The organism is Ruegeria sp. AL2 (genome assembly GCF_056540845.1).
Window position 1 is genome coordinate 25600 of record NZ_JBQFXM010000002.1, and the last position, 19687, is coordinate 45286.

Annotated in this window: 18 protein-coding genes and 1 pseudogene; 17 read left to right on the forward strand and 2 right to left on the reverse strand. The window is 56.8% G+C overall.

Annotation, left to right across the window (positions count from 1 at the left end):
* The first annotated feature begins 102 nt into the window (after nucleotides 1-102).
* The 9 genes and pseudogenes from ACR0ID_RS04030 to ACR0ID_RS04070 all read left to right on the forward strand — a co-directional run bounded on the left by ACR0ID_RS04030 (nucleotide 103) and on the right by ACR0ID_RS04070 (nucleotide 7651).
* Nucleotides 103-1077, forward strand: a complete 975-nt coding sequence (locus ACR0ID_RS04030; protein ID WP_010437283.1) for a TRAP transporter substrate-binding protein — start codon at nucleotides 103-105, stop codon at nucleotides 1075-1077.
* Between the two features lie 76 nt (nucleotides 1078-1153).
* On the forward strand, nucleotides 1154-1687 hold the full coding sequence (locus ACR0ID_RS04035; protein ID WP_010437284.1) for a TRAP transporter small permease: 534 nt from the start codon (nucleotides 1154-1156) through the stop codon (nucleotides 1685-1687).
* A 2-nt stretch (nucleotides 1688-1689) separates the two neighbouring features.
* Nucleotides 1690-2976 carry a TRAP transporter large permease gene (locus tag ACR0ID_RS04040; RefSeq protein ID WP_480603916.1) on the forward strand — a complete coding sequence of 429 codons (1287 nt, stop codon included), beginning with the start codon at nucleotides 1690-1692 and terminating at the stop codon, nucleotides 2974-2976.
* Between the two features lie 19 nt (nucleotides 2977-2995).
* Nucleotides 2996-3430 carry a GlcG/HbpS family heme-binding protein gene (locus tag ACR0ID_RS04045; protein WP_480603919.1) on the forward strand — a complete coding sequence of 145 codons (435 nt, stop codon included), beginning with the start codon at nucleotides 2996-2998 and terminating at the stop codon, nucleotides 3428-3430.
* 10 nt (nucleotides 3431-3440) lie between these two features.
* The gene (locus ACR0ID_RS04050) at nucleotides 3441-4313 is read left to right on the forward strand and encodes an NAD(P)-dependent oxidoreductase (RefSeq protein WP_480603922.1); all 873 of its coding nucleotides are present in this window, start codon (nucleotides 3441-3443) and stop codon (nucleotides 4311-4313) included.
* Between the two features lie 54 nt (nucleotides 4314-4367).
* Entirely contained in the window at nucleotides 4368-5111 is a 744-nt protein-coding gene (locus ACR0ID_RS04055; RefSeq protein WP_480603924.1) for an SDR family NAD(P)-dependent oxidoreductase, read from the forward strand.
* 72 nt (nucleotides 5112-5183) lie between these two features.
* Nucleotides 5184-6107 carry a sugar kinase gene (locus ACR0ID_RS04060; RefSeq protein WP_480603927.1) on the forward strand — a complete coding sequence of 308 codons (924 nt, stop codon included), beginning with the start codon at nucleotides 5184-5186 and terminating at the stop codon, nucleotides 6105-6107.
* A 16-nt stretch (nucleotides 6108-6123) separates the two neighbouring features.
* The gene (locus ACR0ID_RS04065; protein WP_480603929.1) at nucleotides 6124-6867 is read left to right on the forward strand and encodes a ribonuclease activity regulator RraA; all 744 of its coding nucleotides are present in this window, start codon (nucleotides 6124-6126) and stop codon (nucleotides 6865-6867) included.
* Between the two features lie 79 nt (nucleotides 6868-6946).
* Nucleotides 6947-7651: pseudogene (locus tag ACR0ID_RS04070) on the forward strand (IS6 family transposase).
* Nucleotides 7652-7794: 143 nt separating this feature from the next.
* Here the strand turns inward: ACR0ID_RS04070 and ACR0ID_RS04075 are convergent.
* A complete protein-coding gene (locus tag ACR0ID_RS04075) occupies nucleotides 7795-9432 on the reverse strand; it encodes a GMC family oxidoreductase (protein ID WP_480603931.1) in 1638 nt (545 codons plus the stop codon).
* Nucleotides 9433-9442: 10 nt separating this feature from the next.
* Nucleotides 9443-10543, reverse strand: a complete 1101-nt coding sequence (locus ACR0ID_RS04080; RefSeq protein WP_480603933.1) for a LacI family DNA-binding transcriptional regulator — start codon at nucleotides 10541-10543, stop codon at nucleotides 9443-9445.
* A 166-nt stretch (nucleotides 10544-10709) separates the two neighbouring features.
* Here ACR0ID_RS04080 and ACR0ID_RS04085 point away from each other — a divergent pair, with 166 nt between their 5' ends.
* From ACR0ID_RS04085 to ACR0ID_RS04120, 8 genes are all read left to right on the forward strand, one after another.
* Nucleotides 10710-12176, forward strand: a complete 1467-nt coding sequence (locus ACR0ID_RS04085) for an aldehyde dehydrogenase family protein (protein WP_480603935.1) — start codon at nucleotides 10710-10712, stop codon at nucleotides 12174-12176.
* 54 nt (nucleotides 12177-12230) lie between these two features.
* Complete coding sequence (locus ACR0ID_RS04090; protein ID WP_170558391.1) at nucleotides 12231-13205, forward strand: ABC transporter substrate-binding protein; 975 nt, start codon at nucleotides 12231-12233, stop codon at nucleotides 13203-13205.
* Between the two features lie 67 nt (nucleotides 13206-13272).
* Entirely contained in the window at nucleotides 13273-14808 is a 1536-nt protein-coding gene (locus ACR0ID_RS04095; RefSeq protein WP_480603938.1) for a sugar ABC transporter ATP-binding protein, read from the forward strand.
* The gene (locus ACR0ID_RS04100) at nucleotides 14793-15770 is read left to right on the forward strand and encodes an ABC transporter permease (protein ID WP_480603940.1); all 978 of its coding nucleotides are present in this window, start codon (nucleotides 14793-14795) and stop codon (nucleotides 15768-15770) included. Before ACR0ID_RS04095 ends, ACR0ID_RS04100 begins: the two co-directional genes overlap by 16 nt.
* A gap of 3 nt (nucleotides 15771-15773) precedes the next feature.
* Complete coding sequence (locus ACR0ID_RS04105; RefSeq protein ID WP_480603942.1) at nucleotides 15774-16769, forward strand: ABC transporter permease; 996 nt, start codon at nucleotides 15774-15776, stop codon at nucleotides 16767-16769.
* Nucleotides 16769-17869, forward strand: coding sequence for a mandelate racemase/muconate lactonizing enzyme family protein (locus ACR0ID_RS04110; RefSeq protein ID WP_480603944.1), 1101 nt, complete (start codon nucleotides 16769-16771; stop codon nucleotides 17867-17869). The genes ACR0ID_RS04105 and ACR0ID_RS04110 overlap by 1 nt, the downstream gene beginning before the upstream one ends.
* The gene (locus ACR0ID_RS04115; RefSeq protein WP_480603946.1) at nucleotides 17866-18906 is read left to right on the forward strand and encodes a zinc-dependent alcohol dehydrogenase; all 1041 of its coding nucleotides are present in this window, start codon (nucleotides 17866-17868) and stop codon (nucleotides 18904-18906) included. The genes ACR0ID_RS04110 and ACR0ID_RS04115 overlap by 4 nt, the downstream gene beginning before the upstream one ends.
* Nucleotides 18903-19673 (forward strand): SDR family oxidoreductase, encoded by a 771-nt coding sequence (locus tag ACR0ID_RS04120; protein WP_480603948.1) that lies wholly within the window; start codon nucleotides 18903-18905, stop codon nucleotides 19671-19673. The genes ACR0ID_RS04115 and ACR0ID_RS04120 overlap by 4 nt, the downstream gene beginning before the upstream one ends.
* The last annotated feature ends 14 nt before the right edge of the window (nucleotides 19674-19687 follow it).

Consider the following 19687-nt stretch of genomic DNA (forward strand, 5'->3'; position numbering starts at 1 on the left):
GCGATTCTGGTTCTTGGGGGAAATCGAAAGCTACGTGGCTTACGGTCTCTGAAATTCCATGAAAGCCAAATCCTGTCCAAAAATAACCGGGGAGGAGAACCCATGACTTTCACGAAATCGTTCTTTGCAACTGCGACCGCTGTGGCATTCATTGCAACGTCAGCTTCAGCCGAAAACTGGCGAGCCTGGAATATCCACAACGACGGCCATCCCAACACGGCTGCAATGGACAAGTTTGCCGAACTGGTTGACGCCGCTACAGACGGAGAAGTTACCGTCGATGTGTTCCACGGTGGTGTTCTTGGTTCCCAACCGGATGCCCTAGAACAGGTTCGTATCGGCGCAATCGAGGTTGGTAACTTCAACCTCGGTCCTATTGGCCCAATGGTGAAAGAAGCTAACCTTGTATCGCTTCCTTTCATCTTCAAAGATGTGCCGCACATGTTCCGCGTGCTGGACGGCGACGCCGGTGAGGTTGTTTCAGCTGCGATGGGTGAAGCAGGCGTTCTGCCACTGGCATGGTTTGATGCCGGTGCGCGTTCTTTCTACAGCCAAAAGCCGATCAACACGCCCGCAGATGTCGAAGGTCTGAAAATCCGTGTGATGAACAACGATCTTTATACATCTATGATTTCAGCTATGGGCGGTAACCCGTCTCCAATGGCATTCTCCGAAGTTCAGCAAGCGCTGAAAACCGGCGTTGTTGATGGTGCGGAGAACAACTTCCCGTCGTTCAAGAATGTCGGTCACTATGAAGTGACCACAAATTATTCTTTGTCCGAACACCTGATTATCCCCGAGTGCATCTGCGTGAACACGGCCAAATTCAATGCGCTGTCTCCTGAATTGCAAGCCGCTGTGCGCGGTGCAGCAGAAGAAGCCGCATTGGTCCAGCGTGAGCTTTGGGCAATTGGTTCTGAACAAGCGCGTAAAGATGTTGAAGCGGCCGGCATCACCGTCAATGAAATCGCCGACAAAGGCCCATTCCAGTCCGCAATGGATTCGGTCTATGCAGACTACTTGGCTGCAAATCCTGATATGAAAGCGTTGGTAGAAATGGCGCAAGCCACTGAATAAGTTGTCTTAACAGTTCAACTTTGAGCGCCCGGCTCCGACAATTGGATGCCGGGCGTTTTGTCTCAGAGGAAATCCAATGCAAGAGCCCGATACCGCCCCTGCCGCCATGCGCAACATGGACAGGATTCTTGACCTGCTCGCACGAGTTTGCATGTTGCTGTCTGGCATCGCCATTGTCGTTATGACTGCGATCTTTGCCTGGCTGGTGTTCGGTCGCTACGTTCTGAACAACACGCCCACTTGGGTTGAGCAGGTTTCACTGCTTTTGGTTATGGTCATCGCGTTTCTCGGGGCGGCTGCGGGAGTGCACAATCACACGCACCTCTCTGTTGTCGTGTTCCGCAATTTAGTCCCACCCTCTGTGCGAACGGTTTTCGTCGTGCTCACTGATGTCCTGATGGCAGGTTTCGGTGGCATGATGTTTTGGTACGGGATCGAGCTGACAATATTCAAATGGAACACCCTGATCCCGCTCATCCAATGGTCAGAGGGCTTGCGCTCCTTGCCACTGACAATCAGCGGCGCGTTGGTGTTCCTTTTTTCCACTGGCCATCTGATCCGCCTGTTTCTGGGCCGAGACGAACGCCAAGACAACATAGATCAGGGATAGTCATGGGACTCATGATTCTGTTGGGGGTTTTTGCCCTATGTGTCATCATCGGCGCTCCAGTGGCATACGCCCTTGGTATCGCCGCATTGGCTTCCTTTTGGTTTGAAGGATTGCCGATGTTTGTTGGGTTCCAGCGTATCGTGTCCGGGATCAACGTCTTTTCCCTAATGGCGATCCCGTTTTTCATCTTTGCGGGCGAGCTGATGTTTCACGGTGGAATCGCGATCCGGTTGGTTCGGTTTGCGCAGGCCGCCGTAGGCGCTGTGCGCGGTGGGCTTGGTATCGTCAATGTCTTCTCGTCCATGTTGTTTGGTGGCATTTCCGGATCGGCAATTGCAGATATCTCGGCGCTTGGGTCAATCCTGATCCCGGTGATGAAAGACAAAGGTTATGACGCCGACTATGCGGTGAACGTCACAGTGACATCATCAATTGCCGGGATCATCATCCCACCCAGCCACAACATGATCATCTTTGCCCTCGCAACAGGCGGTGCAGTTTCAATCTCAAAACTGTTCCTGGCCGGAGTTGTGCCCGGTGTCCTTATGTGTTGCTGCCTTGCCATTGCCGCCTATGTCGTGGCGGTCAAGCGCGGCTATCAGGCCGAACAGTTTCCGGGTTGGACCGCACTGGCCATCGCCTTTGTGGGCTCGATCCCTGGCTTGTTGACGGCCGTGATCATTGTCGGAGGGGTCTTGTCAGGCGTCTTTACAGTGACTGAATCCGGTGCATTTGGGGCAATGTATGCCTTTGTGGTGACGCTTGTTGTCTATCGCAGCCTGTCTTGGGAAAACTTTAAAATCGCCGTTATCTCTTCGGTACGCACAACTTCGATGGTGATGATCCTGATCGCTTGTGCCGGTGCTTTTGCCTATATGCTGACGTTCAACCGGGTGCCGACAAAAACAGTCGAATTCCTGTTGGGTATCACAGAAAACCCGATCCTGATCTTGTTGATGATCAACGCTGTGCTGTTGCTCTTGGGGATGATCATGGACATGGCCGCGTTGATCCTGATCTGCACACCGATTTTCCTGCCGGTGATGAACATGCTGGGCATCGACCCGCTACAGTTCGGCATGATCCTTTTGGTGAACCTCGGTCTCGGTCTTTGCACACCACCTGTCGGGACCTGTCTCTTTGTGGGTTGTGCTGTTGGAAAACTACCGATGGAGAAAGCGGTCAAAACGATTTGGCCTTTCTACCTCGCCATCTTGGCCGCGCTCATGCTGATCACTTTTGTACCGGCAATATCGCTGACACTGCCGAACTTGATCATTGGTCCCTAAATCAAAGGAGAATGAGGCGATGCTGACAATAAGACGCCTGGACATCGATGACGCGGGCAAGTTGATCGAAGGAGCGCGAGCCAAGGCGCAGGAAATCGGCGTACCGATGTGTATTGCCGTCACCGATGAAAGCGGCAACCTCATCGCGTTTGAGCGGATGGATGGTGGCAAGATTACCAGCATCATTTTGGCCATCGACAAGAGTTTCACTGCAACCGGTATCCAAAAAGGAACCGATGCTCTTGGTGAAGCAAATCAGCCTGGCATGGCCGCACACGGAATATCCTCAACGCTCGGCGGACGAATGGTGACCGTTGCAGGTGGCCTTCCCGTGACGGTCGACGGACAGGTGGTTGGCGGGATCGGTGTCAGCTCGGGCTCACCAGCCCAGGATCTCGAAGTTGCACAGGCAGGGGTCACGGCGCTCTGCGAAGCCCACTTGGAAAGAGTTTAAGGAGTCAGATATGACAAAACCCGTCATCGGTTTCATCGGCCTCGGTCTTATGGGCGGTAACATGGCAAAGTGCTTGCAAAACAACAGTTTTGATCTGGTTGTTATGGGTCGGAGCAAGGAAGCCGTCGCAGCCACAGTCAACCGCGGTGCTGTAGAGGTTACAACGCCACGAGAGCTTGCTGAAAACAGCGATATCGTGATGCTTTGTGTAACAACATCGGATGTCGTCGAAAGCCTGATCTACGGCGATGACGGCATCCTGGCAGGCATCAAAGATAGTGCTGTGGTCATTGACTTTGGCACCTCGATCCCAGCGTCCACACGCAAAATCGGCACAGACTTGGCCGCAAAAGGTGCTGGTATGATTGATGCGCCGCTGGGACGCACACCCGCGCACGCCAAGGATGGTTTGCTGAACATCATGGCAGCAGGCGATATAGCCACCTTTGAGAAGGTGAAACCTGTCCTGGATGTACTGGGGGAAAATGTCTTTCACCTCGGCGAACTGGGTGCGGGCCATGTGACCAAGCTCATCAATAACTATATGGGCATGACGACAGCTTGCACCATGAGCCAAGCCTTTGCTGTGGCTGAACGCTCAGGGGTTAACAAACAGCAGCTTTTTGACATCATGTCAGCTGGACCGTCCAATTCCCCCTTTATGCAGTTTTGTAAGAACTACGCGGTGGATGGTGTCAGCGATTTGGGGTTTTCGATTAACAACGCCAACAAGGATCTTGGATACTTCCTGAAGCTGGCCGAGGACGTGGGCACTCGTGCCGAGATCGCTGAAGGAACCGCGAACAACCTTCAGGCAGCCGCGGACGCAGGCATGGGTGACGGCAACGTGCCGGAAATCTTCGACTATTTTGCCAAGCTTTAGCGTCAGATCCATCAGTCACGCATAGCAGCACCAATTGAACGGGAAAGAGCAACCATGAGACTTCAGGGAAAGACCGCAATTGTCACGGGTGGTGGCCGCGATATCGGGCGCGCCTGCGCTGTCAAACTCGCCTCCGAAGGGGTGAATGTCGCGGTGAATTACTTCGCCAGTAGTGCCGGCGCCGAGGAAACCGTAGCCGAGATCAAAAAGATCGGTGGACAGGCGTTTGCAAAGCAAGGCGACTTGAACAAACCCGAAGAGGTCGATGCGTTGATCGCCAAGACGGTCGATACCTATGGAAGCCTGGACATTCTGGTGAACAATGCCGGAGGTTTGATCGCGCGCAAGAAAATCGCCGAGATGTCGCTTGAGCATTGGCAGGCTGTCATGGATCTCAACCTGACCAGCACGTTTCTTATGGTCAAAGCGGCACTGCTGCATATGAAATCCGGGGCCATTGTAAACATCGCCAGTCAGGCGGGTCGCGACGGTGGTGGCCCGGGTGCGTCGGCTTATGCAACGTCAAAAGGCGGGGTCATGACGCTCACCCGTAGTCTTGCAAAAGAACTGGGTCCTGATATCCGTGTCAACGCAATCTGCCCAGGCATGATCGACACGGATTTCCATAACATCCATACTCCCGATGCAGGCCGTCGGGGGCTAGAAGCTGCTGCGCCGCTCAAGCGGCAAGGCCAGTCTCAGGACGTTGCGAACCTCGTGGCGTTTCTGGCAAGCGAGGACTCGGCTTATCTGACCGGGACCAATGTCGATATCAATGGTGGGATGCTGTTCTCGTGACCACTGCAGAACAGGTTACCTAATTGTCGAACGCTACCGTTTGTCAAACTTCGAAGTACTGGAAACCGGAATATGCGAATTCTCGCGATAGGTGAATGTATGGCCGAAATGGCCCCAACTGACGCGCCAAGCACGTATCAAATGGGGTTCGCCGGAGACACGTTCAATACAGCTTGGTATCTGGCCCAACTCACACCCGAAACGCCCTTGTCCTATTTTACAGCCGTCGGAGATGACGCCATCTCATCACGGATGCTGGATGCGATGCGCAAAAGCGGGGTCAACACCCAGCAGGTGCGGATCGTGCCAAACCGTTCAGTGGGGATGTATCTTATCACGCTAAACAACGGGGAACGCAGTTTTACCTATTGGCGCGGCCAGTCGGCCGCACGCCTATTGGCCCAAGACAAGCAAGCACTTGCCCACGCCATGACGCAATCAGATCTCATCTATTTCTCGGGCATCACTCTGGCAATCTTGAACCCTGAAGGGCGCGCCGCCTTGCTCGACGTTGCTCAGTCAGCGCGGCGCGCTGGAAAACGGATTGCCTTCGACCCCAATCTGCGCCCGCATCTTTGGGACAGCCCCTCTGAGATGACCGAGAACATCATGCAGGCGGCCGCCGTTAGCGATATCGCCTTGCCATCATTCGAGGACGAGGCACTTTGGTTCAGCGACATTAACCCTGCGGCCACTTTGCGGCGCTATGCAAGGGCGGGTGCAGAAACGATCGTTGTCAAGAATGGCGCAGAAACGGTCCTTTATCGTACTCGCGGCGCAGAGGGCTCTGTCCATGTTCCGCCTCTGGCCTCGGTTGTGGATACGACTGCTGCAGGCGACAGTTTCAACGCTGGCATTCTGGCGGGGCTGGCAACGGATACACCCTTACCTGACAGCTTAGCACTGGCCTGCAAACTGGCAGGGCATGTCGTGCAAGGCAAAGGTGCACTTGTTCCCATCAACCAAAGCCTGCTCGATAGTTGCCAACAGCCTTAGCAGAAGGATCCAGCCCTTGCCGAAACCTCAGCCTGCCGAAACGACCAAACTGCATCCGGATACGCTTGATCGCTTGTCAAAGGTCAGCACAGCGACTGTGGCCACGCTGCTTTACAAACGCGGTTATCAAAACGCCTATGTTCAAGGCGTTGCCCCATTGGGCAAGGGCAGGCCCTCCCTTGTCGGCCCGGCTTTTACACTGCGCTACATTCCTGCACGGCCTGACACCGACCCGATCGAGGCGTTTCGTGAGCCAGATCACCCGCAGCGCGTGGCCGTGGAAACATGTCCTGAACGCGCGGTATTGGTCATGGATTGTCGGCAGGATGCATCGGCGGCCTCGGCAGGTTCGATCCTTTTGACGCGACTGGAAATGCGCGGAGCAGCGGGCGTTGTCACGGATGGTGGAATTCGCGACGCCGACGGTGCCGCAGCACTTGAGATGCCAGTCTTTGCCGCAAAACCATCTGCCCCAACCAACCTTACGAAACATCATGCGGTTGATATCGGTTTGCCAATCGGGTGTGGCGGCGTGGCGGTCTATCCTGGTGACATAGTTCTGGGTGACGGCGATGGTGTCATGATTATCCCACGTCACCTCGCCGATGACATTGCGATCGAGGCAGGCCCAATGGAGTTGTTCGAACGCTTCGTTCTGGAAGAAGTGCGAAAAAACACCCCCGTAATTGGACTTTATCCTGCAACCGACCCAGACGTTCTTGAACGATTTGAGGTCTGGCGCGCAAGGCTCTCTGACTGATGTCTGAATCGCTGCAATGTAGGTTTTGTCAGAAGAACTTGGCTTGAGGCGGGCAAGGGGGCATTCATAGCCTTTGTGGATGGAAAGACGATCACCATTTAAATGCTTCAAAACCAGTCCCGAGATCATCCGCTTTGCGGTGATGCTGTACATCCTTTCCCGCTCTCGCTTCGGAATGTCGATTATCTGGTGCACGAGCGAGGCATCGACGTGAGCCACGAAACTGTTCGATTTTGGTGGCACAGGTTTGGCCCGATGTTTGCTGCTGATATAAGGCGGAAGCGTGTTCAGCTGCTGCGCGCGTTCTCCAAATGGAAGTGGCACGTTGACGAGGTTTTCGTGAAGGTAAATGGCAAGCGGCATTATATTTGGCAGGCCGTTTATCAGGAAGGCGAGGTACTGGAAGCTGTTGTCACCAAGCGCCAAAACAATGCTGCAGCATTGAAATTCCTTGAGAAATTGATGAAGCGACACGGCAAAGCGGAAACCATCGTCACGGATCGCTTTGCCTCATACAGAGCCGCTCTCAGAGAACTGGGCGCGCTTGAAAAACAACAGACGGGCAGCTGGCTCAACAACCGCGTCGAGAATTCGCACCTGCCGTTTCGACGACGCGAACGCGTAATGCAGCGGTTCATACGGGTGCGAAGTTTACAGACATTCGCCTCCGTCCATTCCTCCGTCTACAACCACTTTAACAAGGAGCGATCTCACCAGCAGAGATACATTCAAGCTGACCCGCGCCGCCGCCCTTAGCGAGTGGCGTCAACTTTGTTCCGGATAGGTTCGCGGTTTCCGCGGCAAACTGAGGCAAGTTCGAATTAGTCGGAAAACATCTAGGGAAATCCGTTTTCGGTCGGGCGGGCAGCGCGACGCCATTTTTTGCGCCAGAAATCGGCTCAATGACGGACGACGCCGCAGCTTAGGTTAAGAATTGCGTCCCTCGCGTGCTGATCCGATGCCAAGGATCAGGTCGGCGCATCGTTCGCCAAGCATCATGGCAGGTGCGTTTGTGTTGCCGGCGTTGATGTCCGGAACGGCGGACATGTCGCACACCCGCAAGCTCTCGATCCCCCGCACGCGCATTCTGGCGTCCAGCACGGCCATTCCGTCGCCGTCTTGGCCCATTTTGGCAGTGCCCGCCGGGTGATAGTTGGTTTTCACGAATCGCTTGCAATGTGCTCGTAGCGTCTGGTCGTCGTCCGCTGTAGGAATGACGATTTCGCGAACCCTTTGAGCAAGCGGGCCCGACGTGAATGCCCGGCGAAAGAACCGCTGCCCCCGGATCATCTCCTGCATGTCGTCTTCATGCTTCAGAAGGTTGGGCGAGACCACCGGCATGGCGTGAGGATCGGCCGAGCGAAGCCGGACCTCTCCGCGTGATTTCGGTTTGACCACGACGGTCGTAACGGTCAGGCCAAAGTCATCCTGCACCTCGTCCAGTGCGTCGCGATCCAGATAGACGATGGGCACGCAAAAGGCTTGAATGGTCGGTTCTCCATCAGGAATCGACGGATTGACGAAGGCGCCAGCTTCGACCCCGGCCGAAGTCACCGGGCCGCTGCCGAACAGTTTGAACTGGATGCCGTTGCGAAGCATCCGCCAGCCCTCACCTTGTTTGAAGTATCCGTAGGGACCGTTGGCAAAGGCGGTAATTGGAACTTCAGGGTGGTCAATCAGGTTCTGGCCAACCCCAGGCAATGGGCAGATCACGGGAATACCGTGATCGGCAAGATGTGCATCAGGTCCGATGCCTGATAGCATTAGGATTTTCGGCGTCACCAGAGCGCCCGCCGCAACGACAACTTCACCATCGCACCGGACCGTGTGGGCTCCGCGTTTGTCTCGATACTGCACGCCGACGGCCTTATCGTTTTCGATGATGATTTTGCTGACCGTTGCGCCAAGCTGGATGGTCAAGTTCGGGTTCGTCTCGAGTGGGGCGAGAAAAGCATAAGCCGACGAACTGCGCTTACCGGCGCGATTGGTGAACTGATAGAACCCGACACCGCGCTGCGTTGCGCCGTTGAAGTCCGTGTTGAATGGTTCGCCAAGGGCCTGCACCGACTGAACGAACCAACGTGACATGTCGTCGATATGCCCCGGATCCGAGACCTGCACCGGACCGTTGCTGCCATGCAGGTCATTGTGAAGCCTGTTATTGTCTTCCATTCTACGGAAGTAGGGCAGCACATCATCCCATCCCCAGCCGACTCTGTCGTTGGTCTGTCGGAGCAGGTTTTCCCACGCGTCATAATCAGAAGGGCGGCCACGCATATAGACCTGGGCATTCACAGACGACCCGCCACCCAGCACGTTGGCCTGCGGAATGTCATGCACGCGACCGTCCAGGTGGTCCTGCGGTTCGGTCTGGTGGTAGGTCATGAACTTGGACCCGTTGATCATCTTGAAGATACCCGGCGGCATGTCCAGCAACGGATGGCGGTGCGAATGCCCGGCCTCCAGCACCAGAACCCTGCACTTGCCCTGGTTGACCAGTCGCGCTGCAGCGGCTGCGCCGGCAGAGCCGCCGCCGATGACGATATGATCGAAGGTTTCCGTCACGAGTTCGCCTTCAGGCCCGGCGTTTGGGTTCGCTGATCGAGTCGCGCTCCACCAGTTCGCATTCAAGCTTCACGAGAGGGTGTCGCTGACCATCCGTCGGACCGTGGAACAACTGTTCGATGACCCAGCGTCCCATCGCCCTAGTTGGAAGGATCATCGAGGTCAGGGGTGGCGACAGGTGTCGCGCGGTTTCGTCATCGTCGAATCCGATGACCGAGATGTCCTCGGGGATGGATAGGCCAAGTTCCTTGAGCGCCTCATAGCAGCCGATTGCCATTCGGTCATTCTGACAGAAAATGGCGGTTGGCGGAGAGGGCAGGTCCATCAATTCGCGCGTGGCAGCATAGCCTGCGCTGGGCAGCCAGTTGCCCTCGATGACCAAATCCTCGTCAAATGGGATGTCGGCGGAAGCAAGGGCGTTTCTGTACCCGGTCGTTCGCCCTGCGGCGCATTCCATGAACGGCTCGCCGGTGATGGTGGCGATTCGTTTGTGCCCCGCCTTGATCAGGGCGTTGGTCGCCGTATGTCCAGCGGCGACTTCGCCGGGGATCACCGCAGGAAAAGAGAGGTCGTCGCAAAAGCAGTTCAGCAGCAGAACCGGGGTTGCGGTCTGCCTGAGGATTTCCGGAACGACCACCCGCCGGGTGAAAACGGTTGCGTAAATGATGCCCGCAACCTGTTGGTCGAGGAAATTCCTAAGCGTTCTGGGTTCGACCTCGGGGTCGTTTTGGGTTTCTGCCAGCAATACAAGATTTCCCGTGTCCCGAACGGCCTGTTTCACGCCATTAAACGCGTTTACCATTTCGGGGCTCGACGCCAGATCGTCCACGACAAAAGCGATGGTGCCGTCTAACGCCGAGGGCCGAGGCGCGCTGTCCTGGGGTTTCCTGAGTTGAGAGGGCATGGCGTATCCAAGCGTGTTGGCGGCGTCCAGGACTCTTTGCTTTGTGTCCTCGGAGATTTTGACGGAATCGTTCTTGTTTAGAACCAGCGATACTGTCGTCTGTGAGCACCCGGCGACGCGTGCAATATCATGCATCGTTATGCGCTGCCGGCCCGCGACTCGTCCCACGCCCCTGTGCTGCCCGGCCTTGTTCGCTTGATCGTTCATTGCTCAACCTTTTTGTTCGCTTCCTTTTTATCGACTATGCGGAGGACGCGCAACTAATATTAGTGAATAGTAATTAATATTAGTGTTGACGAAATAATATTATTAGTGTTTTGATCGATGGTGCGGTCGCCAATGTGGTCTGACCGAGTAAGCGCGGGAGGCGAAATTGCGGTCTGTAGTGGGGGAGTTGGGTCAGGTGGTTCGGCATTCGATGTTCATCGATGGCCGCTTTACCGACTCTGACGCGGACACGGTTGGTGTCGAGAACCCTGCAAATGAAGAGATCTTTGCGCAAGTTCCAGATGGCGGTGCCGCTCATGCGGATGCGGCCGTCGAGGCGGCCCATCGTGCTTTTGGCTCGTGGTCCTCGCGCCCAGCGATCGAGCGGGCGCGACTGGTTCAGCGGTTGGCCGAAGCCATCCGGATTGACGCCGGGCGTCTGGCCGCTCTGATCACGGTCGAGCAGGGCAAGCCGATCACGCAGGCCCGAAGTGAAGTTGATGCCGCTGTTACCTTTCTTTGCCATGCGGCTGAAGAGGCCCGGAGGATTTCGGGTGACATAGTGGCATCGGACAACAAGTCCGAGGAAATCCAGATCCGGCGTCATCCTTATGGCGTTGTTGTTGCGTTGACGGCTTGGAACTATCCGCTGGCATTGGCCGCCAGGAAAGTCGGGCCTGCGCTGGTCGCGGGCAACACTGTTGTTCTGTTGGGACACGAAATCACGCCGCTGTCCGGTCTCGCGATCGCCGAGCTTGCCGAAAAGGTCGGGTTTCCGCCCGGTGTTCTGAATGTTCTGACAGGCAAGGGGCCGGTGGTAGGGCAGCGGTTGGTCGAACACCCCGATACCTCACTGATCACAATGACCGGCAGCACACGAGCCGGTAAAGAGATTTTTCGCGCCGCGGCCGACCGGATCAAGGTTGTCCGGCTCGAGCTTGGCGGCAAGGCTCCGTTCATCGTGATGGAGGATGCGGATATTGACGCTGCTGTTTCGGCCGCCATTGCCGCCCGGTTTGCCAATTGCGGCCAGATTTGCACCTGCAACGAGCGTATGTATCTGCATCGCGGTATTGCGGATCAGTTCTTGGAAAAATTCGTGACAGCAGCCCGCGCATTGTCGATCGGAGATCCGATGGAGGACTGCGACCTGGGGCCCAAAGTCAGCAAGGTCGAAGTGACCAAGGTCGTCGAAATCATCCAGCGCAGCATTGCCGAAGGTGCCACGGTCCATCTGGAAGGCGGGCCTTTGACGGACGGCGCGCACCGCGAAGGGCACTGGATGTCCCCAACGGTTCTCGAGGTCTCCGACAACGGCAATGCCGCGATGCAGGAGGAGGTCTTTGGACCCGTGGCGACAGCCATGCGAGTCGATGATTTTGATCAGGCGATAAGTTTTGCGAATGACACGTCATTCGGGCTGTCCGCCTATCTCTTTACGGCATCGCACCGGCGATTGATGGAGGCCCCGAGCCGTTTGAAGTTCGGCGAATTGTACCTGAACCGCTCCAATGGTGAGGCCGTACAGGGATTTCACACCGGTTGGGGTTTGTCCGGGGTTGGGGGCGAAGACGGCGCGTATGGCTTTGATGGCTATCTGAGGAAACAGACGACTTACATGAATTGGGCATGACCTAAAACTCGCGGTCAAAACGGAGGCGACCGCACCAATGGAGGAGGAATAACCATGAAACGCAGAACTCTTTTGATCTCGACGGTTGTCGCGGGTGCGCTGTTGGGCACGACTGCGATAGCGCAGGATCTTCCACCGCTTGAGCAGAAGGATCGCTACAAGGTCGGCTTTGCGCAGATGGAGTCGAACAATCCGTGGCGCATTGCCGAGACAAAATCGTTCCATGACACGGCCGAGGCCTGCGGCTGGGACCTTATCGCGACGGATGCAGCCGGATCTGCAGCAAAGCAGGTTGCGGATGTGGACAGCATGATCGCCCAAGGCATCGACGTTCTGTTCCTGCCCCCGCGGGAAGAAAAGCCGTTGATCCCAGCCGTTATGAAGGCCCGTGCCGCGGGAATCCCGACCTTTTTGGTGGACCGCTCGGTTGATCCGGCCGTTGCCAAGCCGGGCGAGCATTTTGTGGCGTTCCTTGGGTCGGATTTCATTGATCAGGGCAACCGTGCCGCACAGTGGCTGATGGAGAATTTCGACGGCGACAATGGCGTCATCGTCCAGTTGGAAGGCACGACTGGTTCTTCACCTGCAAATGACCGCAAAAAAGGTTTCGACGACGCGATTGCAACGGATGACCGCTTTGAGATCGTGGCTTCTCAGACCGGTGACTTTGCGCGCGACCTGGGTCGTCAGGTGATGGAAACCCTGCTGCAGGCGCACCCCGATGTGAACGTGGTCTACGCCCACAATGACGAGATGGCAATCGGTGCGATCCAGGCTCTGGAACTGGCCGGCCGCAAGCCTGGCGAGGACGTGACCATCGTTTCGATCGACGGGACACGCGATGCACTTCAGGCTATTATCGATGGCAAGATGGGGGTGACGGTGGAAAGCTCACCCTTCTTCGGCCCTCTGGCTTGTGAAGTCATGAATAAATACGCGGCTGGCGAGGCGATCCCGGAATGGGTGAAAGTCGAAGATCGCATCTTTACCAAGGACAATGCGGCCGATCACATCGACGAAGCCTATTGATTCTCCCTGGTGGGTGGTGCTGGCCTGTGGTCGGCGCCACCTGCAAGCAATCGGAGGAAGACATCTCATGAATGCGCTCGTCTCGATGTCGGGAATTGAAAAGTCCTTTGCCAGCGTGCCGGCACTTAGCCAGGCCAACCTGGAAATCGCGCCCGGCGAGGTTCATGCGCTGATCGGCCAGAACGGTGCGGGCAAATCGACGATGATCAAGGTTCTGACCGGAGTTTACGATCGGGATGCCGGCGACGTTCATCTGGCGGGTGTGCCAAGCCGCATTTCCACTCCGCGCGAAGCGCAGGAATCCGGAATTGCCACCATCTATCAAGAGCTCAACCTGGTGCCGCTGCGGTCAGTGACTGAAAACATCATCATGGGGTACGAGCCCAAACGTCTCGGCTTTCTGGTCGACTGGCGCGAGGGCAACAGGCGCGCACGCGAGGTTCTTACGCGCTTTGGCATAGATATCGACGTGACCGAGCCGCTAGGAAATTTCTCGACAGCGATCCAGCAGTTGGTTGCGATTGCGCGGGCTGTTTCGCTGGATGCGAAACTTGTCATCATGGACGAACCCACGTCGTCGCTGGATGCCAGCGAAGTCGAGGTGCTGTTCGGTGTTGTGCGCGAGTTGAAGAAACAGGGCGTGTCTGTTCTTTATGTTTCGCATTTCCTCGATGAGCTGTTCCAAATATGCGATCGAGTCACAACGATGCGAGATGGGCGCACCGTCAGCACGCGTAACGTCCAGGATACGACCAAACTGGAAATGATCGCGGACATGCTGGGCCGCAACAAGGATGAGATCGCGGCAGACGGTTTGACGGACTTCGCAGGTGCCAAGGCCAAGAAAGGCGATATCGTTTTGCGGGCGGACTCTGTTTCAACAGGCCCGCGGCTGACGCATTTCGACCTCACTCTCCACCGCGGGGAAATCGTTGGGCTGGGCGGATTGCTGGGCTCAGGCCGGACCGAGGCGGCGCGCGCTTTGTTCGGAGTGGACGGGAAACGCAGCGGCGCAATCGAGTTGCATGGCGTGGTCGGGCAACCGTCCGGACCGGGTGACGCGATCGCAAACGGCGTCGGCTTTCTGACCGAAGATCGCAAGGCCGAAGGGATCATTCCAGACATGTCCGTGCGCGAGAACATGACGCTGGCCCTGCTGCCGAAACTGGCTAGTCGTGGTCAAATCGACTTTGCCCGCGAGCGCGAGATTGTTCAGGCCTTTATCGACGATCTGGGCATCAAGGCGGCGCATATGGACCAACCCATTCGCGAATTGTCCGGCGGCAACCAGCAGAAGGTGCTGCTTGCCCGTTGGCTGGCGACGCAGCCCGACATCCTGATACTCGACGAGCCGACCCGAGGCGTGGATGTTGGCGCCAAGCGAGAGATCCAATCGTTCATTCGGTCTTATGTCGAGAAGGGGTTTGGCGTCGTTCTCATCAGTTCAGAATTCGAAGAACTGGTGGAAGGCGCCGATCGCATCGTGGTCATGCACGAGGGACGCTCGGTCAAGGAACTGACCAACCCCGGGGTCACCGAGAACATACTGGTGCGCGCGCTTGCGCATCATGAAGAAGGAACTGGTTCATGGACCGCGCAATGAAGTTGCCGCAACGGGTCGCATCAATGCCCTTCCGCTTTCACGGCGGCATCGCCGCGTTAGTCGCCCTGCTGGTGTTCAACGCGTTTTTCACACCTAATTTCCTGCAACTGCAAACCCTGTTCGTAAATATCAGCCAGGTCGCTACGATCGCCATCGTGGCCATGGGGATGACGCTGGTAATCGCCACGGGTGGGATCGATCTGTCGGTTGGGGCGGTCATGGCGCTGGCGGGGGCGCTTGCTCCGTTGATCTTTCTGTCGGATCTGGGCTCTGCCAATCCGATGCTAGGCGTCACTTTGGCCATTGTCCTGCCGCTGTTCATTGCGGGGCTATGCGGGGTATTCAACGGCGTGATGGTTGCCGTGTTGAACGTGCAGCCCATCGTTGCGACGCTCATTCTCTTCATCTCTGGTCGCGGTATTGCCCAAGTCTTGACGAACGGGAACCTGCAGACGTTTTCAAACCCTTCATTCAGTTATCTTGGAACTGGTAAAGTGCTTGGATTGCCGTTCCAGGGCTGGCTGGCGCTGGCCATTGCCTGTGCGCTGTTTTGGGTGATCACCAGAACCACATGGGGCCGTTACTTGCTGGCCATAGGGGGCAATGAACGCGCGGCCTATCTGTCGGGTGGTCCCGTCCGACGGGTCAAGATCGGGGCCTATGTCATCTGCGCGGTGCTTGCGGGCCTAGCCGGTTTGATCGTGGTTGCAATCAACTCAGCCTCGGACGCCGCGCGCAACGGCAATCTGATGGAGCTTGATGCCATCGCGGCCGCGGTTGTTGGCGGGGCTCTTTTGCAAGGCGGGCGAGCGCCGATCTTTGGTGCCATACTGGGTGCCGTCATCATCCAGTTGGTCAAATATACATTGTTGGCCAACGGGGTAGAGGACGAAGTTGCACTGATCGCCAAGGCCGTCATCATTATCCTGGCCGTCTGGGTCCAGCAGTTTCGGAGGGCTTAATCGATGTTGGATGATACGGCTTTTGACCTGCGAAAATACCTTCGACGTAATTCGGCCTCGGTGACGGTTTGGATCGCACTGCTGGCTTTGATTCTGTTCGGGCTGATGCGCTATGACAACTTTGGCAGCGCCTACAATTTCTCGTCTTTCCTGAATTACAACGCGATGTTCATCGCGATTGCGCTGGGCATGTGTTTTGTGATCATGACCGGCGGGATTGATCTGTCGGTCGGATCAGTGGCGGCCTTTACTTCGGTTGTTGCGGCCTATCTCAGCCCGTATGGGATTCAGGTTGCGTTGCCGGGGGCCGTTCTTGCCGGGGTTGGTTTCGGGGCGATCAACGCCTTTTGCATAATCATCCTTCGGATCCCGCCCTTCATCGCCACGCTGGCCACCATGCTGGCCGCAAAAGGCGGCGCATTGGTGATTTCGGGCGCCCAGACAATTTCGGTCGATTGGGGGTCGAACTTCACCAAGCTTGGCATGGGGCAGGCGTTTGGCCTGTTTCCATGGGCAATCGTCATCGTGGCCGGACTGACTCTGGCACTTTGGCTGGTGCTGGAAAGAACCACCATCGGGCGGACCGTCTTGGCGATCGGTGGCAGCGAGGATGCCTCGAACCTCATGGGCCTGAAGGTCAATCGCGCCAAGGCTTTTGTCTACCTGCTGTCGGGTGGCTGTGCGGGGCTGGCCGGAGTCTTTCTGGCCTCGGGTTTTGGAGCTGGGCAACCCCTTGAAGGCATCGGATGGGAATTGTCAGCCATCGCTTCCGTGGTTGTAGGCGGCACTTTGTTGACGGGTGGGATGGGATCGATCCCTGCGACGGTCGCCGGCGCGCTGTTGCTGGGGCTGGTTTTCAACGTTCTAAACTTTGAAAACGGTCAGGGCACCATCAGTTTCAGTGCCTATTGGCAAATGGTCATACGTGGAGGCTTTCTATTTGCGGTCATCCTTTTACAGTCTCGGGTTATTGCCAGGCAGCAGAAGGTCTTGGGTTAATGAATCGCATAGAAAGTGTATCAGCGCGGCTGTTCAACGTTCCGCTCGCAGAGGTCCTGGTCGATGCCAAACATGGGGATCACACGTTTTTTCAATTGATCACGGTCACCATTCAAACCTCGGATGGGGTCGAGGGGGTCGGGTATACCTATACCGGGGGCAAGGGTGGTCACGCCATTCTGGCGATGATCAAGCATGACCTGGCACCGTTCCTTGTTGGACAAGACGCCGAACAGATCGAAAGCCTGTACGATGCCATGCAGTGGCACGTGCACTACGTCGCACGGGGCGGGATCGCCTCGTTTGCCATCTCGGCCTTGGATGTTGCACTGTGGGATATTCGCGGCAGAACGCAGAACGCGCCATTGTGGCAGATGGCCGGTGGAGCGTCGAAAAGGTGCAAGGCCTATGCCGGCGGGATCGACCTGAATTTCTCGTTGGAGAAACTGCTGCGTCAGACCGAAGGGTACCTTGCGCGTGGGTTCAACGCAGTCAAGATCAAGGTCGGTCAACCAGACCTGGCCGACGATCTTGCACGTGCCCGGGCGGTGCGCGAGATGCTGGGGCCGGACCGGTTCTTCATGGTCGATGCGAATTACTCTATGAGTGTCGAACAGGCCATCGTCGCTGCCAGAGGGTTCGCCGACTGCGATATCCTGTGGTTCGAGGAACCGACAATTCCAGACGACTACAAAGGTTATGGCCGAATTGTCGAAGCGACGGGCGTTCCCCTTGCCATGGGTGAAAACCTGCACACCATACACGAATTTGAATACGCCTTTGATGACGCGAAACTGAGTTTTATCCAGCCCGATGCCTCAAACTGCGGTGGAATCACCGGCTGGCTGCGCGTGGCCGCGCTAAGCGCACAACACGGCATTCCGGTTTGTAGTCATGGGATGCAGGAGCTGCACGTCAGCCTTGTTTCTGCGCAATCCAACGCAGGCTGGCTAGAAGTACACTCATTCCCGATAGACCAGTACACGACCCGTCCACTAGTTGTCGAAGACTGTCTGGCCGTGGCCCCGGATGCCCCGGGAACCGGAGTGGAATTCGACTGGGACAAATTGAATGCGGAACACAAGGAGATGCGTAGATGACGACCCAGACGATCACTGCCGCATACTACAGGGGTGAAAAGAGCTTTGCAGTAGAGCAAGCCCAAGCGACAGAGCTGGGTCCCGGCGAGGCTGCCATTCGTGTTGCCTATTGTGGGATTTGCGGGACGGATATGCACGTCTACCACGGCAACATGGATGCCCGCGTCGGCCTGAACCGGGTGATTGGGCATGAGATGTCAGGTGTCGTCGAAGCGGTGGGCGAGGGCGTCGATACGGTCGAACCCGGCCAGAAGGTCGTTGTCCGACCGCTTGATCACTGCGGAGAATGCCCAGCTTGCAAGCGGGGGCATCAGCATATCTGTCAGAATCTCAAGTTTCTCGGCCTCGACACCGATGGCGCGATGCAAGAGATATGGACTGTTCCGGCCCACACGTTGCACGTTCTGCCGGATGACTTGCGCATGGATCACGCGGCGCTGATCGAGCCGGTTGCCGTTGCCTGCCACGATGTGCGGCTGTCTGACCTGCAACCTGGAGAGGACGTTGTCGTTATCGGCGGCGGCCCGATTGGCATCCTGGTTGCCATGGTTGCGCGGGACGCGGGTGGAAATGTCGTAATTTCCGAAGTGAATCCGAACCGTCTTGCGATAGCTGAAAAAATTGGCTTTGACACAATCAACCCAACCGAAACCGACCTGGTGTCCACAATCAATGCGCGCACGGGCGACAAAGGGGCAGATGTGGTTTTCGAGGTGTCAGGAACGCAGCCCGGTGTCGATGCAATGACCGCCGTTGCCGCGACTCGGGCCCGGATCGTAATGGTCGCGATTCATGCTCAAAAACCTCAGATAGACCTGTTCCAGTTCTTCTGGCGAGAGCTGCAACTGATCGGTGCTCGGGTCTATGAGCCAGAGGATTACGAGAAAGCCATTGCAGTTGTCGCCTCGGGCGGAGTGGACGCGGATGTTGTGATCACGGACGTCAGCCCACTGGCAGACATCCAGGCCGCGTTCGAAGCACTGGATCGCAGCCCAACCGCAATGAAAAGCCTGATCGAAGTAGGACCGCGTTCATGAGTGTTTTGCAAAGTTTCGACCTGACGGGAAAGACGGCCCTTGTGACCGGGTGCAAACGCGGTATCGGGCGCGGTATGGCCGAAGCATTGGCATCGGCCGGAGCCAATATCATCGGAGTGTCCGCCTCGCTCGAGCTGTCTGCCTCGGATGTCGAAAAAGCCGTGACGGCGATGGGACGCAATTTCCGGGCCTACCAATGCGACTTCTCGGATCGCGCCGCGCTGCATGGGTTCATTGATCAGTTGAGGGCCGACGGACAAACCCCTGATATACTTGTCAACAATGCCGGCACGATCAAACGCAAACCCGCCGCCGAACACCCGGACGACTGGTGGGACGAAGTGATGGAGGTGAACCTGTCCTCGCAGTTCGTTCTGTCACGCGAGATTGGCAAGGACATGCTGGCGCGCGGCTCGGGGAAGATCATCTTCACTGCATCGCTGCTGACATTTCAGGGCGGCATCACCGTTCCGGGCTATGCGGCCTCGAAAGGCGGGATTGGACAGCTGACCAAAGCCTTGGCTAACGAATGGGCCGGACAGGGCGTAAACGTGAATGCGATCGCGCCTGGCTACATCGCGACCGACAACACCCAAGCCCTGCGGGATGATCCGGTCCGGTCGAAGTCGATCCTGGAACGAACACCCCAAGGCCGTTGGGGTACGCCTGTTGATTTTGCCGGACCGGTGGTCTTTCTGGCCTCTGCTGCGTCGGACTTCGTCAACGGTGAAATCCTTGTAGTCGACGGGGGCTGGATGGGGCGTTAGCACTGCCAACGCTC

Bases quoted from the DNA above. Each gene is read 5' to 3' on its own strand.
- ACR0ID_RS04105 (WP_480603942.1), top strand. From the start codon at position 15,774: ATGTTGGATGATACGGCTTTTGACCTGCGAAAATACCTTCGACGTAAT.
- ACR0ID_RS04040 (WP_480603916.1), top strand. From the start codon at position 1,690: ATGGGACTCATGATTCTGTTGGGGGTTTTTGCCCTATGTGTCATCATC.
- ACR0ID_RS04110 (WP_480603944.1), top strand. From the start codon at position 16,769: ATGAATCGCATAGAAAGTGTATCAGCGCGGCTGTTCAACGTTCCGCTC.
- ACR0ID_RS04045 (WP_480603919.1), top strand. From the start codon at position 2,996: ATGCTGACAATAAGACGCCTGGACATCGATGACGCGGGCAAGTTGATC.
- ACR0ID_RS04100 (WP_480603940.1), top strand. From the start codon at position 14,793: ATGGACCGCGCAATGAAGTTGCCGCAACGGGTCGCATCAATGCCCTTC.
- ACR0ID_RS04035 (WP_010437284.1), top strand. From the start codon at position 1,154: ATGCAAGAGCCCGATACCGCCCCTGCCGCCATGCGCAACATGGACAGG.
- ACR0ID_RS04120 (WP_480603948.1), top strand. From the start codon at position 18,903: ATGAGTGTTTTGCAAAGTTTCGACCTGACGGGAAAGACGGCCCTTGTG.
- ACR0ID_RS04115 (WP_480603946.1), top strand. From the start codon at position 17,866: ATGACGACCCAGACGATCACTGCCGCATACTACAGGGGTGAAAAGAGC.
- ACR0ID_RS04030 (WP_010437283.1), top strand. From the start codon at position 103: ATGACTTTCACGAAATCGTTCTTTGCAACTGCGACCGCTGTGGCATTC.
- ACR0ID_RS04055 (WP_480603924.1), top strand. From the start codon at position 4,368: ATGAGACTTCAGGGAAAGACCGCAATTGTCACGGGTGGTGGCCGCGAT.
- ACR0ID_RS04080 (WP_480603933.1), bottom strand. From the start codon at position 10,543: ATGAACGATCAAGCGAACAAGGCCGGGCAGCACAGGGGCGTGGGACGA.
- ACR0ID_RS04090 (WP_170558391.1), top strand. From the start codon at position 12,231: ATGAAACGCAGAACTCTTTTGATCTCGACGGTTGTCGCGGGTGCGCTG.
- ACR0ID_RS04095 (WP_480603938.1), top strand. From the start codon at position 13,273: ATGAATGCGCTCGTCTCGATGTCGGGAATTGAAAAGTCCTTTGCCAGC.
- ACR0ID_RS04060 (WP_480603927.1), top strand. From the start codon at position 5,184: ATGCGAATTCTCGCGATAGGTGAATGTATGGCCGAAATGGCCCCAACT.
- ACR0ID_RS04050 (WP_480603922.1), top strand. From the start codon at position 3,441: ATGACAAAACCCGTCATCGGTTTCATCGGCCTCGGTCTTATGGGCGGT.